Raw genomic sequence first — 17,013 nt, 5'->3', positions numbered from 1 at the left:
GTTATTCTTTTTCAGAAATTGATTTGTTTTCTGTTTTAGCTGCTTCTGGTATCCCGGTTATTTTTTCCTGTAAATGTTGGAAAATGATATAAAGAATTGGAATAATAAAAACTCCCAATATGGTACCAACTAATAAACCTCCAACAGCTCCCGTACCTATAGAGCGGTTACCTGCAGCACCTGTACCACCGGCAAAAACCAAAGGAAGTAAACCAATAATAAAGGCAAAAGAGGTCATTAAAATAGGTCTTAACCGCACTCTTGCACCCTCTAAGGCAGCATCTACAATAGAAAGGCCTGCCTGCCTTCGTTGCATGGCAAACTCTACAATAAGAATTGCGTTCTTAGCCAGCAGCCCCAGCAGCATTATTAAAGCAATTTGGAAATAAATATTTGCCTGAAGCCCTGTGAATTTAGTTACCAGGTAAGAGCCCATTACCCCAACCGGCAATGAAAGTAGCACTGCGAAAGGAATAAGGTAACTTTCATATTGAGCTGAAAGAATGAAGTAAACAAACAGAATACTTAAAATCAAGATAAAAGTAGTCTGTGAACCTGCTGAAACTTCTTCCCTGGTAAGTCCGCTATAATCTACGCTAAAATTAGAGGGTAGTGATTCTGCACTTACTTCTTGTACTGCTGCAATAGCATCTCCAGAAGAATATCCCGGAGCCGGGGCACCGTTTATAGTTGCCGAGTTAAACAGGTTAAACCTGGTTACCGATTGCGGACCATAAACCCGTTTTAAGCTTACAAATTCACTTAAAGGCGCCATTTCTCCCTGGGAATTTCTTACAAATAGAGAATTTAAATCGTCGGTGCCGGCGCGATCTTCAGGTAAAGCCTGAACATACACACGATATTGTTTACCAAATCTAGAGAAATCTGCTGCGTAAATACTTCCAATATACCCTTGTAATGTTGAGAAGATGGTAGAAATATCCACGCCTGCTTCTTTAGCTTTCGGAATATTTAAATCCATTTCATACTGCGGATAATTTGTGTTGAAAGAACTTTGTGCATACTGAATTTCCGGTCTTTGGGAAAGCGCTGCAATATAATTTTGGGTTTGGGTATCCAGTTCCTGGAAACTACCACCTGATCTATCTAACAATTTAGCTTCAAATCCCCCTGAAACTCCAAAACCTGGAATACTGGGAGGAGAAAAGAATAGCATTTCAGCATCAGAAAATGAAGCGCCAATTTGAAATAATTGTCCCTGGATAGATTCTACCGATAGGTGATCTTCTTCACGTTCACTCCAGTCGTCTAATTTAATAAAACCAAGTGCATAGTTACTACCTGCTCCACCAATTAAACTATAACCATTTACTAAAGAAACACCCTGTACACCTTCTATTTGTTGTGCTTTTTTCTCTAATTCTGAAGTAATTCCCACGGTTCTGTCTAAAGAAGCACCGGCAGGTAATTCAACATTTACAAATAATATTCCGCGGTCTTCATCTGGTACAAAACCGGTTGGAGTAGTCTTAGCTCCCCAAAATATAGCAAGTACCGCAGCTACAAGGATTAGCCCTGTAATCCACTTATGTTTACTTAAAAATGAAAGGGAATTCACATACTTGTCAGTAGTTACTTTAAAAGCGGTATTAAACGAACTAAAGAAGCGCTGTAAAAAATTCTTTTTCTTATGTTCTTCGTCTTCACGATGTGGTTTTAAGAAAATGGCACAAAGCGCAGGACTTAAAGTTAAAGCATTAACTGCAGATATTGCAATAGCTACAATTAAAGTCACCCCAAATTGTTCATAGAAAACTCCTGTGGGTCCCGTGATAAAAGTTACGGGAATAAATACCGCTCCCATTACCAGCGTAATAGAAATAATCGCCCCGGTAATTTCGTCCATCGCTTTTCTTGTACCGCTTATGGCATCTTTAGCTCCTTCTTCCATTTTTGCATGTACGGCTTCTACTACTACAATAGCATCATCTACTACAATACCAATAGCCAGTACCAGCGCAAATAGCGTTAGTAAGTTTATAGAGTACCCAAACAGGTTTAAGAAAAAGAATGTACCAATTATGGAAACCGGTACCGCAATGGCAGGAATAAGGGTAGACCTAAAATCCTGAAGAAATATAAAAACTACAATAAATACCAGTATAAACGCTTCAATAAGCGTTAAAATCACTTTATCTATAGAAGCGGTAAGAAATTCGTTGGTATCAAAATTTATATATACCGAAAGCCCGGTTGGAAAATCTTCTTCCATTTCGTCCAGCTTCTGGTGAATATTTTCAATAATTTCCTGGGCATTAGAACCTGGCGTTTGGTAAACAGCCATATTCACTCCTGGCTTACCATTGGTATATCCAATAACATTATAACCTTCGGCATCCAGTTCAACTTCTGCAACATCGTCTAACCTTAGGTATTGCCCATTATCAAGGGCTTTAATAATAATATTTCGGTATTGATCTTCGTCCTGGTATCTTCCGCTATAACGCAGTACATATTCAAAAGCTTCAGCATTATTTTGACCTAAAGATCCCGCAGCAGCTTCCTGACTTTGCTCATTAATGGCTCCAATAACATCTGAAGGGATTAAATTATAAGCCGCTAATTTTTCAGGCTGAAGCCAGATTCGCATCGCATATTTCTTGGCGCCAAATACATTTACGTTCCCAACCCCGTTAATACGCTGTAATTCTGGAATCACGTTAATATTCAGGTAATTCTGAATAAAAGTTGCGTCATATTCTTCGTTGTCTGAAACCACGGTAAAGAACATCAATGCACTGGTTTGTTCTTTTTGCGTGGTTACCCCAGATTGGGTTACTTCCTGCGGCAGTAAAGGTGTAGCACGTGCCACACGGTTTTGAACGTTTACCGCGGCAATATCTGGATCTACTCCCTGGTCAAAAAATACCTGTATACTGGCACTACCGTTGTTACTGGCAGTAGAGGTAATATAATCCATTCCCTCAACCCCGTTTATTTGCTCTTCAATGGGAATAATTACACTCTCCAGTACTGTTTGAGCATTTGCCCCCGGGAAATTAGCCGAAACCTGAACCGTTGGAGGGGCAATATCTGGATACTGCGTTACAGGCAGTGTTGAAATTCCCAACACACCCAATACCACAATTATAATGGAAACGACCGTAGATAATACCGGTCTTTCTATAAATTTCTTTAGCATCTTAAAGTCTTATTTAAATACTGTATTAATAGAATTCGCAATACTATCAAAAGGAATTTCTTGCGGTTTTATTGGAGTGTTGTTTCTTAGTTTTGCCACGCCCTGAGCAACAATTTTATCGCCTTTTTTAAGGCCGGAAGCAACAACAATAAGATTATTTACTCTTGAAGTTTCTGTGATTGGTGTAGAAACGGCCAAACTATCACCCTGAACTTTGTAAACGTAAGTTCTTCCCTGTTGCTCATAACTTGAGATTTCGGGTACTACAATTACGTCTTCAAAAGTTTGTGGCACTCGAATCTTACCACTATTACCGTTAGATAATAGTTGATTTGGATTAGGAAATTTGGCCCTGAAGGTTACTGTACCTGTTGAAGGATCAATTTGTCCAGAAATTGTTTGAATTTTCCCTTTTTGTTCATATTCTTTACCATTGGCCAGAATTAAACTTACATCTGGGAAATTAGATATCTTTTCTTCTATACTGCTGCCCGAAGTTTCCTGAAGAAAACTCATATAATCTTTCTCGTTCATAGAAAAGAACGCATAAACCTCATCGGTTTGGGAAACCGTAGTAAGCGGTGTAGGGTCTCCGGGAGATACAAGTGCTCCATTTCGAAAATTAATATTACCTACATAACCATCTACCGGGCTTTTAATATTTGCATAATCAATATTTGCAGCTATACTGTTGTAGTTAGCCTGGGCCTGGGAGAGCTGTGCTTTTGCGGTTTGTAGTTGTACTCCACTAATAATATCTTTTTCAACTAAAGGTTTTAGTTTTTCAACTTCAACCCGGGCGGCATTTACATTTGCCTGGGCAGCTTCAGCATCACCCGATAAAGATTCTGTTTCAAGCTTAAAAAGCCTTTGTCCTTTTGTTACTTTTTCTCCTGCATCTACTAAAACATCTGTGATATAACCAGAAACTTTTGCTCTAACCTGACTGTTTACCACACCCTCTATACTGGTAGGATAGGAAGTGAAACCGGTAACTGTCTTTGTTTGTACTTCTAATACCGGGAGTGGTTGTGCACCCTGGCCCCGTGCTGCTTGCTGTTCTTCTTTCCCGTTAGAACAGGAAGTGAAAACGGCAGCACCTATAAACAGACTGAAATAAATTATCTTTTTCATTGCTTTTTATTGTAATTAATGGTTGTTGATGTTCTTCTTTAATTTATTAAGCGCTGCCGTTGCTTCATCTAAAAAGTCTAACAGGCTTTTTTGAAATTCCATATCAAAAGGCGGATCTTCTTTATTCAATTCGTTGCTCTTTTGCTTGTATTCCAGAACCTCTTTATGAATACATTTTTGAGCTTCCCACTTCGCGGTGAGCTCATCAATATGGTTTTCCATCAGGTCGGGTTTTACAATAAAATACCGCTTTCTGTCTCCAGATTTTGTGTAGTATTCAATACGGTTTGTTGTTTGAAGATGTTCTAAATGAGTAGAAACCGTACTTTTTCCGGCATTTAAATCTTTTACCAATTGCTCAAAAGTGATTCCTTTTTTACCGGTAACAATAAGCGTGGCAAAAATCCTGGCTGCAACCGGAGCTAACTGATGCTCTTTTTCAAACTGAACGCCCAATTTTTCAATTAAACGTGTTTTTTGTGCTTGTAAGTCCGTATTGTTCATTTTAATAAATTGAAGGCGCGAAATTAATATTTAGTTCCGAATAACCCGAACCAAATTTCTAAAAGGTTTGTTAAATTGCATCGGGAAGCGATTTTAGGAAGTTTAATTCGTCTGATTTTAGAACGAAGCCTGCGCGAATCATACTTCGGTTTTCTTCAAAATTAATAAGGCTTTCTGCATTTCCTTTATACCACTCCAGCATTACCTGGAAATTAGAAGAATTAAAAGGTTTATAAAGAAACCTGGTGCGCACCGTTCCATTCCAGTTTTTAATTCCCTTTCTAAGCATAAGATCTACCAGTAATTTTTCTGGAATTAAATTGTAAGTAAGGCTTATTTTTCCGTAGCCAACATAATCAATTAGCTCGGGATTATCCTTTTTATATTTAAATGGCAACCAGCCTTTTACACTAATTAAAAGGTTTTTATTTATCGGGGTGTGATAACTTAAAGAAAGAGAGTTCCAGCTTCGGGAATAAATACTATCCCGCCCGTTAGATTCGTGTTCCAACTGTAAATAGGCCATTCCGGCCAAATCATCATTTTTATTATATACTGGTTTTCCCAAGCCTACCCCCGGATTAAAATTAAGTTCGCGAAAGGGGCTTGAAAACTCATAAATATTCCAAAAAGCTTTTTGGGTATAAGTGAGAAACAAGTAGGTATCAAGCGGTAGGGTATTACGCGTAATTAATGCTTTAAAACTAATTTGATATTTTGCATCTGCAGATTTAGAATTGAGATCTTTATTTGTAGAAATTCCCGTGATAAAATAATTATCCTTATGAATAGAAAAAGTGGGCATATTTTCTATGGTATCGTTTATTTTTTCACGTGATAAACGTTGTGAAAAAACCTCTCCATAACAGAATATAAAGACCAATATTAGAATTACACCGTACTTATTTCTCATTTGTAAATTATTTAGAAGTTTGCAAAATTATAATTAGTTCGGAATTCTCCGAACTAACGAATTCTAAAATTGAGTTAAAAAAAAGCCCAACCGTTTAGGTTGGGCTTGTAAAGATCTTATTTCAAAGGTTATTCGCTATAGATTCCTATTTCCAGGTCGCCGTCTTGGTTCATTTTTGCACGGTACATCCCAGCGGTATTAAATTCCATGGAAACATTCCCATTACGATCTATAGCAATGATGCCACCGTTTCCTCCCAGTTCGGGATTTTTGTTTTGAATTACTTCTTTTGCAGCTTCAGCAAGGCTCATTCCTTTATATTCCATCATTGCTGAAATATCGTAGGCTACCACGCCCCGTATAAAAAACTCTCCCCAGCCGGTTGCTGAAATCGCTGCGGTTTTATTATTAGCATAAGTTCCTGCGCCAATTATGGGTGCATCTCCTATACGTCCCCATTTTTTATTAGTCATTCCGCCGGTTGAGGTTCCTGCGGCAAGGTTTCCATTTTTGTCTAAAGCGGCACAACCAACCGTACCAAATTTAGAATCTTTAATAAACGGATCTACAAATGCAGTTTTGCTATCGTGATCCAACTCTGTTTTTTCTGAATCTCTTGCTTTTAAACGTTCTAAACTTTTAAAGCGTTTCTCGGTATAAAAATATTTTGGGTCTACAATTTCCAAATTTCGTTCTTTAGCAAACTGTTCGGCGCCTTTCCCTGAAAGCATTACGTGCTCTGAATTTTTCATTACTTCCCAGGCGAGATTTATAGGGTTTTTCACAGTAGTTACTCCAGAAACTGCACCTGCATTTAGAGTTTCTCCTTCCATTATGGAAGCATCAAGTTCGTTTTTGGCATCATTTGTAAAAACGGCACCTTTCCCTGCGTTAAATAGCGGCGAATTCTCCATCACATTTACGGTTCGTTGTACGGCTTCTATCGCGGTACCGCCATTTGCTAAAATTTCGTGCCCGGTTCTTATGGCTTCTTCCAGCTTGGCTTTGTAAGCCTGTTCCAGAGAATCACTCATATTTTCTTTTAGAATTGTGCCGGCACCACCATGAATAACAATCCCAAAATTGCCTACGGAATCCTGAACTTTTTCAGCTTCGGGGGATTCATTTTTTTCTGAATCTTTTTCAATTGAAATATTACAGGCTAAAAAGAGAGAAAGACTGAATAAAAGGAATATTTTTTTCATATTGAGTGTGATTTTAAGTCGAAGATACGCATTTTGTTAAGTTTTTTATTTTGCGCCAGGGATAGCAGCGTAAAGCCCACAGGAGCCGATAGGCGACGAGGACTTGTAGCGTATAGCCCGTTAAGGTGCCCAAAAAGATAAGAAAATGGGGCATTTGTCTAAGCTTTAAGTTGTAATTTTAAGGAATATAAATTAGAAATCATGGCAGTAAATAAACCTTTTAATCTTAATAAATGGATTGACCAAAACCGGGAATCTCTTAAGCCGCCGGTGGGCAATCGAAATCTTTACAAAGAATCTGAAGATTATATTGTGATGGTGGTTGCAGGGCCAAATGCGCGCAAGGATTATCATTATAACGAAACCGAGGAGCTTTTTTATCAATTGGAAGGCGAAATTGAAGTACATATTCAGGAAGATGGTAAGAAAAAAACGATGAAATTAAGTCCTGGAGATATGTATTTGCATCCCGCAAAAGTGCCACATTCGCCGGTTAGAAAAGAAGGTTCTATTGGGCTGGTTGTAGAGCGAAAACGCGTGCAACTTGAAGGCAAAGATGGGCTATTATGGTTTTGCGATAATTGTAACCATAAATTATATGAAGTTTATTTTCCATTAGAAGATATTGAAAAAGATTTTTTAAAGCATTTTAAACATTTCTACGGAAGTAAAGAATTACGTACCTGTGATAATTGCGGGGAAGTAATGCCGGTAGATGAGCGTTTTGTAGCCGAAACGGAATAGCATAAAAATTTTATTATTTTAGCAGAAAACACACAAAAGAACAGATAAAATTTACAATTTAATGAGTGAAATAGCAGAAAAATTCGGAATTAAACAAGCTTTAAAAGATCTTGGTTTACAGGAAACCAATAATGGAACTTCTACCGGAAAAGATTTTTTTAGTAGTGGTGAAGTAATTGAATCTTATTCTCCGGTAGACGGTGCTTTAATTGGAAAAGTAAAAGCCACCACCAAAGAAGATTACGAAAAAGTAATTACTACTGCCACTGCAGGTTTTAAAGAATGGCGCACCTGGCCGGCACCTCAGCGTGGTGAAGTGGTTCGCCAGTTCAATGATGAATTAAGAAGATTAAAAGAACCTTTGGGGAAACTGGTTTCCTACGAAATGGGAAAATCTTACCAGGAAGGTTTGGGCGAAGTTCAGGAAATGATAGATATCTGTGATTTCGCAGTGGGACTTTCCCGCCAGTTACACGGATTAACCATGCATTCTGAACGCCCCGGGCATAGAATGTATGAGCAATACCACCCGTTAGGAGTAGTTGGAATTATTTCGGCATTTAACTTTCCCGTAGCGGTTTGGTCATGGAATACCGCTTTAGCCTGGGTTTGTGGAGATGCTTGCGTTTGGAAAGGATCAGAAAAAACTCCGTTAACTTCTGTGGCCTGTCAAAATATCGCAGCAAGAGTTTTTGCTGAAAATAATGTTCCTGCAGGGATTTCTTCATTAATCACTGGCGATTATAAAGTTGGTGAAATGATGACCAACGATAAACGAGTGCCGTTAATTTCGGCTACCGGTTCAATTAGAATGGGAAAAATAGTTGCCCAGGCCGTGGCCGCAAGGTTAGGAAAATCACTTCTTGAATTAGGAGGAAATAACGCGATAATCGTAACGCCAGATGCCGATATTAAAAATACGGTGATCGGTGCGGTGTTTGGAGCCGTAGGAACCTGTGGGCAGCGTTGTACTTCTACCCGAAGATTGATAATTCACGAATCTATTTACGATAAAGTAAAAGATGCTATTGTAAAAGCTTATAAGCAATTGCGTATTGGAAACCCATTAGATGAAAATAATCACGTGGGGCCGCTTATTGATAAAGATGCGGTTAAAAATTATCAAAGCGCTTTAGATAAAGTTGTAGAAGAAGGCGGTACGATCTTATTTGAAGGCGGTGTTTTGGAAGGCGAAGGTTATGAAAGCGGATGCTATGTGAAACCAGCCATTGCCGAAGCAAAGAACGAGTTTAAGATCGTGCAGCACGAAACTTTTGCGCCGGTGCTTTATATTATGAAATATTCCGGAGATGTTTCTAACGCTCTGGAATTACAAAATGGGGTAGTGCAGGGACTTTCTTCAGCAATAATGACCAACAATTTAAGGGAAGCCGAGCGTTTTCTTTCGGTTGAAGGTTCAGATTGCGGGATTGCAAATGTGAATATTGGAACTTCAGGTGCTGAAATTGGCGGTGCTTTTGGCGGTGAAAAAGAAACCGGAGGCGGAAGAGAATCTGGTTCTGATGCGTGGAAAATCTATATGAGACGTCAAACCAACACTATTAATTATACCACTGAATTGCCATTGGCGCAGGGTATTAAATTCGATTTGTAGTATTTAATAATAGAATCGTCACCCTGAACTTGTTTCAGGGTCTAATGTGTAGATTATAAAAAACTTAGATTCTGAAATAATCCGCAGTTTCGGGAAAGAATGACGGAGTAGCTTAATTGGAATTATGAACAAAACCTCACAGCATTTAAAATCTGTGAGGTTTGTTTTTTCTCAGATTTTAGCATTTCCCTAATTAAACCTTCAATAATAATTTTATATTTTGTGGTCATCAAAAAAATAGACAATGAGTAAAATCGATAACGAAACAATTAAGAAAGAGCATAAAAAGCTTCAGGACGATTTTGAAGAAGAAGATATAGATGATGTACTGGAAGATGAAGATGCGATAAAATCTAAATTTGAAAATAAAGGAAAATTACAGCGTTATCTGGATGATGCGGTAATACTTTTTAGTTTGCTAAAAGATTATGCGAACGGGAATTACAGGGAAGTACCCTTTAACGTAATTGCAGCTATTGGAGGCGCTCTTCTTTATGTACTTTCGCCCATAGATCTAATCCCCGATTTTATTCCAATTATTGGTTATTTAGACGATGCTGCGGTAGTTGCTTTTTGTCTAAATCTCATAGAAAAAGATCTAATTTCTTATAAAATTTGGAAGAAACAGGAAGTGTAGTTTTAAAGATTTCTCACGAATAAATTCAAAAAAAAAGACCTCACAGGTTTTCATAACTTGTGGGGTCTAATTTTTTTATAGACAAATTGCCTTAAATTCTTCCGTTAGGCTCAACCCATTTAAAGATATGCTGATCTTGCGGAACAGCCATACGGTCTGCAATTCTTCGCATTCTATCGGGCAATCTCATAAGATAATCCCTGGCTTTTTCAGCTTCATCGGTAAGGGAACGCATTTTATCAATTTCCCAGTATCCATTTAGTTTTTCAAGGATTTCAATATAATCGTAAGTGGTGTATACGCCAAGTCTTTGGGCTGCGTTAGAGAAGTTTTCAAAAGCTTCGGCAATTCCCTGTCCGCTTTCACGTAAAAACTGAGCTGGCATAACAATCTTTCTTTTCATCATATCGTGAAAAGCCAGCATCATTTGGCTGGGATCGTGTTCAAAGATGGTTTTTACAAATTCCCGGTAAGCCATATAATGTCTCATCTCGTCTCCGGCAATAATATTACACATTTTTCCCAGCATTTTATTGCCTTTTTTCTTAGCTAACTGGCCAACACGCTTATGCGAAATATTGGTTGCCAATTCCTGGAAACTGGTATATACAAAGTTCTTATAAGGATCACGCCCCGTTCCAATGTCAAAACCATCATTTATTAAATGTTGTGTGGTTTTTTCAATTTCACGCATATTTACCCTACCAGAGAGGTAAAGGTATTTGTTAAGCGTATCTCCGTGGCGGTTTTCTTCTCCGGTCCAGTGACGAACCCACTTAGACCAGGCGTTTTCTTCACCACGGCTTTTACCGTGTTGTTTTACCCCTTCCATGTCCATAAGCCAAGATTCGTAGGTTGGGAGGGCTTCTTCGGTAACCATATCGGCAACTAAAACTACCCAAAAATCGTATTCAAGTTCTTTTGCTTCTTCCCTAATTTGGGTAAGCTCATTCATATAATCCTCTCCCTGTAAATTTGGAAGTAAATCTGTAGGTTGCCAGATTTCTTCTACCGGGATAAGGTATTTTTCAATGAAACCGTCTACCTCTTTCTCAACGGTGTTCATTACTTCTAATCTAATATTATCGAGGGCCATTTTATGTGGATTGGAGCAGGTATTTTAGAAACCCTGCTGGGATTTATAATTATGCTACAAAAACTGTGTTTTAGTTTTTACTAATATAATTCAGCTTAAATAAAACTCAAAATCATTAAAGTACAAAGATATAAAGAGTAAAGGCGTTTTCTGGTAAAATCGTCTTAATTTCTACCTTCCTCCTCGGGATATAGCTTAAAAACTGGCTCACTTTGCCATATTTCCTTTGAATTTACATCTATAGCCGATAATTTTCCCATAAAAGCAGCGCCGGTATCTACATTCCAAATGTTTGCTTTTTTTACCGGGACATCTTCGTTAATTCGGGTAACCGGGGTATGGCCAATAAATATTTCATCAAAAAGTCTTAGGCGCTTTGGGTAATTTATATCATCTGGCTTTATATTTTTATCTAAAGAAAGTGCCATTTCCCATAGGGTTCTATCCCAGTAAAATCCGGTATCGTGGTATTCCTGTTCGGGACCATGTTGATTTGTAAACCCCGCGTGCACAAAAAGCCTGTTTTTTTTATCTACGTAATAATTAACCATCTGATTAAAAAACTCGATATGCGCTTTTATTTCTTCTGAAGAAAAATTTCTATACGCATCAATACTGGATTGCCCGCCGTGCTCCAGCCACTTTTCATTAAGCTCTCCAGATTCCAGCCAGCGATGAGTAAGATCGTCATGATTTCCCCGTATAAAAATACAGGTATTTTGCTTTGCGAATTCTATTAAATAGGAAACCACGTTTGCCGAATCACTCCAGCCATCTACATAATCGCCCAAAAAAATTAGTTCATCGTCTGGGGTGACTTCAATTTTTTTAAGCAGTTGTATTAATGCTTTTAATCCGCCGTGAATGTCTCCAATGGCAATACTTCTACCCATATTAATTGTATTTTACTTTTCTTAAAATTCGCATACTTTCCTTATAATAATTATAAACTTCCTGGCTGTATTCTTTTAAAAATGGTTTGGCTTCTTCCAGTTTGTCTATTGCCTGTGCAAAGTTATTTAAATAACAAAGTAAATAAGTTGAAGGCAAATTTTTGAGATCTTTTATTTGTTGTTTATTTAACGGAAGTTTCTTTTTAAGTCTTTCCAGAAGTTTATTGTTTGTGTTGTATATATGATAAAGTGTTTTCTTGTCGAATTCTGGTGGCTCAAATAGCAATTTGCTTTCTATCTCATAACTCACGCTGTCTTTAAAACGAATAGTTACCTCTTCTAAGGGATAAAACTGGTATTTATCGTGCAGTCCCAATTGTACATATTCCAGGATTTTAAATTGTTCTTCGGTAAGGCTAATACTCACCTGGTCCAAATCTGAATAAAACAATTTCACCTGTTCGTTTATTAATTCTATATCTACACGGGAGTAAAATGTTTCATTTTTTACCTGAATCTTTTTTCCGGCCCAACAAACCACAAAATATTCTTTAAAAACTTTATAAGTGGCGTTATAATCTTTTCTCTTCTGAAGAAAATCAAACACCCCGTCCAGGGTTAATTCTATATTATTATGGGAATGGTTTTCTATAGAATTTACCACTTCTGAATTCACATCGCTAATAGTAATATCAAAAACCTTGGGCATACTAATGCTCCCGTCTCTAAGAAAAACCGAGCCACCATAATATTTCCAAATGTTTTTTCTAAGCGAGCATATTTTTCCGTGGTTGGGCTTAATGGTCACCAGGCCAACCACAAGGTTTCCCGGCAAATGCGGAAAAGGAATATTTTCATAAGATATTAATGGCGGATTACTTAAATAAGCATTCACCAGGTTTTGAATTTTACTATCGTCAAAAAAATCGGTGCCAACAATACGGTTATCTTCATCCTGGACTCCAATAACGATATAAGAATTATTTTTAGGATTAGAATTTGAGAGTGCGCAAACGTGCTTTAAAAACTTGGCTTTTCCTTCGCGTTCGCCAATATTAAGCTTCAGCTTTTTATCATAAAAGCTGTTCTCGTCGTTGTGTGCGAGTAAGTTTTTTATTAAAAGCCGTTTGTTAATCATACTAACTTTGTCATTTCCGTGAAGACGGAAATCTCTTTAATTATTATCTATTCTTTTTTCCATTAGATATCTGAGTTAAACCATATCACTTTTCAATATTTTTATTCCTAGTGTGTTCCAAAAACTAATCCTACAAGGTTTTTAAAACCTTGCAGGATGTAAATCTCAAGAAATATTAATTTTTATTCACCGTAGTGCTGTTTGCCTGCGCGGTTGGCATCACTACTAAATCTGCAATATTTACGTGGTAAGGCCTGGTGACCACAAACCTGATTATATCAGCGATATCTTCCGGGCGTAAAGCTTGAAATCCTTCATAAACTTTTTTTGCCTTTTCGGTGTCGCCTTTAAATCTTACTTCGCTAAATTCTGTTTGAGTAAGTCCCGGGTTTACGGCGCCAACTTTAATTCCGTGTTTGTTGAGGTCTATGCGCATTCCCTGGTTTAAGGCATCTACGGCGTATTTGCTTGCACAATAAACATTTCCGTTAGGGTAGACTTCTTTCCCTGCGGTAGATCCAATATTAATAATATGCCCGGTTCCCTGGTTAATCATTTTTGGAAAAATTGCTTTGCTAATATACAGCAAGCCTTTTACGTTAATATCTAACATGGCATCCCAATCGTCTATATTTCCATCCTGTATGGGGTCTAAACCGTGTGCGTTTCCGGCATTATTTATTAGAATATCAATTTTGCTGAATTTCTCTGGAAGTCCATTTATTTTTTCAAAAACCGCAGCTTTGTCACGAACATCAAAACAAAGAGTATAAACCGCGACTCTTTTTGATAACTCTTTTTTTAATTCGTCTAAACGTTCTTCCCTTCTTCCACAGAGAATTAAATTAATGCCTTCTCTTGCAAAAGCATTGGCGGTAGCTTTTCCAATTCCACTGGTGGCGCCGGTAATTAGTGCAGTTTTCATAAGTTTTTCTAAGTTATAAAGCTTCTACAAGAAACTAGCTTAAATGTATAAATGCAATTTAAAATCCTGTTAAATTTAGTTAATCTAGGCATCTGGATAAAATTTATTCAATGATGCTGCGTTTTCCTCTCTAAACAATTAATAAACCTATTTATGAAAAGAACGATGAAGAACCTAAAATTAAAAAGCTTATTGCTTGCGGCAGTAGTTGCTTTTGGATTTACCAGTTGTAGTGATGATGATGAAAACGGAGTGGAAGAAGGCAACGCCCAATTAACGGTTAGAATGACAGATGCCCCCGGAGACTACGATGAAGTTTGGGTAGATGTGCAAGATGTAATGATTAAAACAGAGGCCGCCGTTGGCGAAGAAGAAGCCGAATGGGAAAGCCTTTCTAATGTAGAAACTGGCCGTTATGACCTTTTACAATTAACCGGCGGGGTATCACAATTACTGGCCGATGTTGAAATTCCTGCAGGTTATCTTGATCAAATAAGACTGGTTTTAGGACCAGACAATGTGGTGGTAATTGAGGGAGAAGAGAATCCTATGGCTACCCCAAGTGCACAACAATCTGGATTAAAATTAAATGTTCAGCAAGAGCTGGAAGCAGGAGAAAGCTATGAATACCTTCTGGATTTTGATGTAGACGAATCTATCGTGACAACCGGTAATGGAGGTTACATCCTTAAACCTGTAATTAGAATGTCTGCTATGGCCAATACCGGTTCTATTGTAGGCGAAGTACATCCCAACGAGAGAAAATCTTTGGTAAAAGCCCAGAATGCAAGCCATACTATTTCGGCTTATACTGACGAAGATGGGAATTTTGCGCTGCACGGGGTGCCGGCAGGAACTTATAAAGTTATTGTAACTCCAGATGCCGAAACTGGGTATGATGCCATTACCAAAGACAATGTAGAAGTAGTAAAGGGGAAAGCAAAAGATCTTGAAACTATTTATTTGGAATAATTAAAAGATTTCCCTTATAAAAAAAGAGCGGCTATTTTTAGCCGCTTTTTTGTTTTTTAACCATACATTAACAGCAGAAACGCTAATAATTTTCCAATTTGCGGCCTCGAATTCACGGTCTTAAATACGCATAAAATGATAGATAACAACGCCTCTGTAGATATTGCAAGTTTAAATGAAAAAATAGAGAGGGAAAGTGCTTTTGTAGATTTACTAAATACTGAAGTCAATAAAGTAATAGTAGGGCAAAAGCATATGATGGAGCGCTTGCTTATTGGTTTATTGGGGCAGGGCCATATTTTGCTGGAAGGTGTTCCCGGTTTGGCAAAAACCCTGGCTATTAATACCCTTTCTCAAGCCGTTCACGGTAGCTTTAGTAGAATTCAGTTTACTCCAGACCTTTTGCCTGCAGATGTTGTGGGTACTATGATCTACAATATGAAGCTGAATGATTTCAGTATTAAAAAAGGACCCATTTTTGCAAATTTTGTCCTGGCAGATGAGATTAACCGGGCTCCAGCCAAAGTACAATCGGCTTTACTGGAAGCCATGCAGGAAAAGCAGGTAACCATTGGCGAAGAGACTTTTATTTTAGATAAACCGTTTCTGGTAATGGCCACGCAGAACCCGGTAGAGCAGGAAGGAACTTATCCTTTACCTGAAGCCCAGGTAGACCGTTTTATGCTGAAAACCGTAATTGATTATCCCGAAATTAACGACGAGCAGTTAATTATGCGCGCCAATTTAAAAGGGGAATTTCCGAAAGTGAATCCGGTGGTGAGCATTGAGCAAATTTTACGTGCACAACAGGCTGCCAGGGAAGTTTATATGGATGAGAAAATTGAAAAATATATCCTTGATATTATTTTTGCCACTCGTAATCCTGAAAAATATAATTTAAAAGATCTAAAACCTTTAATAAGTTTTGGCGCTTCTCCAAGGGGAAGTATTAACCTGGCGAGAGCTTCAAAATGTTACGCATTTATAAAACGTCGTGGTTATGTAATTCCAGAAGATGTTAGAGCCGTGGTTTTAGACGTGCTTCGCCATAGAATTGGAATTACCTACGAGGCTGAAGCCGAAAATGTAACTTCAGAAGATATTGTGCATAAAATAGTGAACGAGATTGAAGTTCCATAAACCTTGTAATTCACTTAATTTTCGCATTTTCCAATAATTGCTGTGTAAAAACACAACCGCTTCCTGATGGATACCAAAGAGCTTTTAAAAAAAGTAAGAAAGATTGAAATAAAAACCCGGCGTTTGAGCGATCACGTTTTTGGCGGGGAATATCATTCTACTTTTAAAGGTCGTGGGATGACGTTTAGTGAAGTGCGGCAGTATCAATTTGGCGACGATGTTAGAAGTATAGATTGGAATGTTACCGCTCGCTACAATGAGCCCTTTGTAAAGGTTTTTGAAGAAGAACGTGAACTTACCATGATGCTTATGGTAGATGTTTCGGGTTCAGAATTCTTCGGAACACAAAATCAGCTTAAAAAAGATGTGATTACCGAAATTGCTGCAACTTTAGCTTTTTCGGCTACTCAAAATAACGACAAGATTGGGTTGATGCTTTTTTCAGATAAAATAGAGCTTTATATTCCGCCTAAAAAAGGGCGTTATCACGTGCTTAGAATTATCAGGGAATTAATAGAATTTAAGCCACAATCTAAAAAAACTGATATCGCGGTAGCCATAAAATACCTTTCTAATGTGATGAAGAAAAAGGCGATTGTCTTTATGCTTTCAGATTTTATGGACGACCATTACCAGCAAACTTTAAAGATTGCGGGCAATAAACACGATGTTACAGGAATTAGGGTTTACGATTCGGCTGAGGAGGAAATTCCAAATTTAGGATTGGTACAAATGTTGGATGAGGAAACCGGGGAATATGTTACGGTAAATACTGGCTCTAAATCGGTTAGAAGAAATTATGCAGAATATTATCGTGAAAGAGCGGCTTATTTTAACGAAAGTTTTACCCTAAGTGGAGCTGGCGTTATCAACAATCGTGTTGACGAGAGTTATGTGAAAAAATTACTGGGTTATTTTAAAAGAAGAGGTTAGA

14 protein-coding genes and 1 pseudogene are annotated in these 17,013 nt (G+C 37.9%); 6 read left to right on the top strand and 9 right to left on the bottom strand.

The window, feature by feature from the left end; translation table 11 throughout:
• Position 1: 1 nt before the first annotated feature.
• From B4F31_RS15495 to B4F31_RS15475, 5 genes are all read right to left on the bottom strand, one after another.
• The gene (locus B4F31_RS15495; protein WP_057480987.1) at positions 2–3,163 is read right to left on the bottom strand and encodes an efflux RND transporter permease subunit; all 3,162 of its coding nucleotides are present in this window, start codon (positions 3,161–3,163) and stop codon (positions 2–4) included.
• Positions 3,164–3,172: 9 nt separating this feature from the next.
• The gene (locus B4F31_RS15490; RefSeq protein WP_286761711.1) at positions 3,173–4,297 is read right to left on the bottom strand and encodes an efflux RND transporter periplasmic adaptor subunit; all 1,125 of its coding nucleotides are present in this window, start codon (positions 4,295–4,297) and stop codon (positions 3,173–3,175) included.
• A 15-nt stretch (positions 4,298–4,312) separates the two neighbouring features.
• A complete protein-coding gene (locus B4F31_RS15485; protein WP_057480989.1) occupies positions 4,313–4,801 on the bottom strand; it encodes a GbsR/MarR family transcriptional regulator in 489 nt (162 codons plus the stop codon).
• A gap of 70 nt (positions 4,802–4,871) precedes the next feature.
• Positions 4,872–5,714 carry a phospholipase A gene (locus tag B4F31_RS15480; protein WP_286761710.1) on the bottom strand — a complete coding sequence of 281 codons (843 nt, stop codon included), beginning with the start codon at positions 5,712–5,714 and terminating at the stop codon, positions 4,872–4,874.
• 128 nt (positions 5,715–5,842) lie between these two features.
• Entirely contained in the window at positions 5,843–6,919 is a 1,077-nt protein-coding gene (locus B4F31_RS15475; protein ID WP_286761709.1) for an isoaspartyl peptidase/L-asparaginase family protein, read from the bottom strand.
• A gap of 201 nt (positions 6,920–7,120) precedes the next feature.
• On the opposite strand from B4F31_RS15475, the gene B4F31_RS15470 reads away from it, so the two are divergent.
• The 3 genes and pseudogenes from B4F31_RS15470 to B4F31_RS18175 all read left to right on the top strand — a co-directional run.
• Positions 7,121–7,663: a 3-hydroxyanthranilate 3,4-dioxygenase gene (locus B4F31_RS15470; protein WP_075325299.1), complete on the top strand. Its 543-nt coding sequence runs from the start codon at positions 7,121–7,123 to the stop codon at positions 7,661–7,663.
• 61 nt (positions 7,664–7,724) lie between these two features.
• Complete coding sequence (locus B4F31_RS15465) at positions 7,725–9,278, top strand: aldehyde dehydrogenase family protein (protein WP_286761708.1); 1,554 nt, start codon at positions 7,725–7,727, stop codon at positions 9,276–9,278.
• A 463-nt stretch (positions 9,279–9,741) separates the two neighbouring features.
• Positions 9,742–9,846: pseudogene (locus B4F31_RS18175) on the top strand (YkvA family protein); the annotation flags it as partial.
• A 160-nt stretch (positions 9,847–10,006) separates the two neighbouring features.
• On the opposite strand, the gene B4F31_RS15455 reads toward B4F31_RS18175, so the two are convergent.
• The 4 genes from B4F31_RS15455 to B4F31_RS15440 form a co-directional block, all read right to left on the bottom strand.
• The gene (locus B4F31_RS15455; protein ID WP_075325296.1) at positions 10,007–11,011 is read right to left on the bottom strand and encodes an acyl-ACP desaturase; all 1,005 of its coding nucleotides are present in this window, start codon (positions 11,009–11,011) and stop codon (positions 10,007–10,009) included.
• A 164-nt stretch (positions 11,012–11,175) separates the two neighbouring features.
• Entirely contained in the window at positions 11,176–11,904 is a 729-nt protein-coding gene (locus tag B4F31_RS15450; RefSeq protein ID WP_075325295.1) for a metallophosphoesterase family protein, read from the bottom strand.
• 1 nt (position 11,905) lies between these two features.
• Positions 11,906–13,042, bottom strand: coding sequence for an ATP-binding protein (locus B4F31_RS15445; protein ID WP_286761707.1), 1,137 nt, complete (start codon positions 13,040–13,042; stop codon positions 11,906–11,908).
• A gap of 175 nt (positions 13,043–13,217) precedes the next feature.
• Entirely contained in the window at positions 13,218–13,967 is a 750-nt protein-coding gene (locus tag B4F31_RS15440; RefSeq protein WP_286761706.1) for an SDR family NAD(P)-dependent oxidoreductase, read from the bottom strand.
• 153 nt (positions 13,968–14,120) lie between these two features.
• On the opposite strand from B4F31_RS15440, the gene B4F31_RS15435 reads away from it, so the two are divergent.
• From B4F31_RS15435 to B4F31_RS15425, 3 genes are all read left to right on the top strand, one after another.
• Positions 14,121–14,939, top strand: a complete 819-nt coding sequence (locus B4F31_RS15435) for a DUF4382 domain-containing protein (RefSeq protein ID WP_286761705.1) — start codon at positions 14,121–14,123, stop codon at positions 14,937–14,939.
• A gap of 135 nt (positions 14,940–15,074) precedes the next feature.
• Positions 15,075–16,079 carry an AAA family ATPase gene (locus B4F31_RS15430; RefSeq protein ID WP_093304656.1) on the top strand — a complete coding sequence of 335 codons (1,005 nt, stop codon included), beginning with the start codon at positions 15,075–15,077 and terminating at the stop codon, positions 16,077–16,079.
• 66 nt (positions 16,080–16,145) lie between these two features.
• Positions 16,146–17,012 carry a DUF58 domain-containing protein gene (locus tag B4F31_RS15425; protein ID WP_286761704.1) on the top strand — a complete coding sequence of 289 codons (867 nt, stop codon included), beginning with the start codon at positions 16,146–16,148 and terminating at the stop codon, positions 17,010–17,012.
• Position 17,013: the final 1 nt, after the last annotated feature.

The sequence above is a fragment of the Salegentibacter sp. UBA1130 genome, assembly GCF_002311535.1.
GTDB classification, from domain to species: domain Bacteria; phylum Bacteroidota; class Bacteroidia; order Flavobacteriales; family Flavobacteriaceae; genus Salegentibacter; species Salegentibacter agarivorans.
Note: the sequence above shows the minus strand (reverse complement) of the source record. Positions and strands in the feature narration are given on the sequence as shown.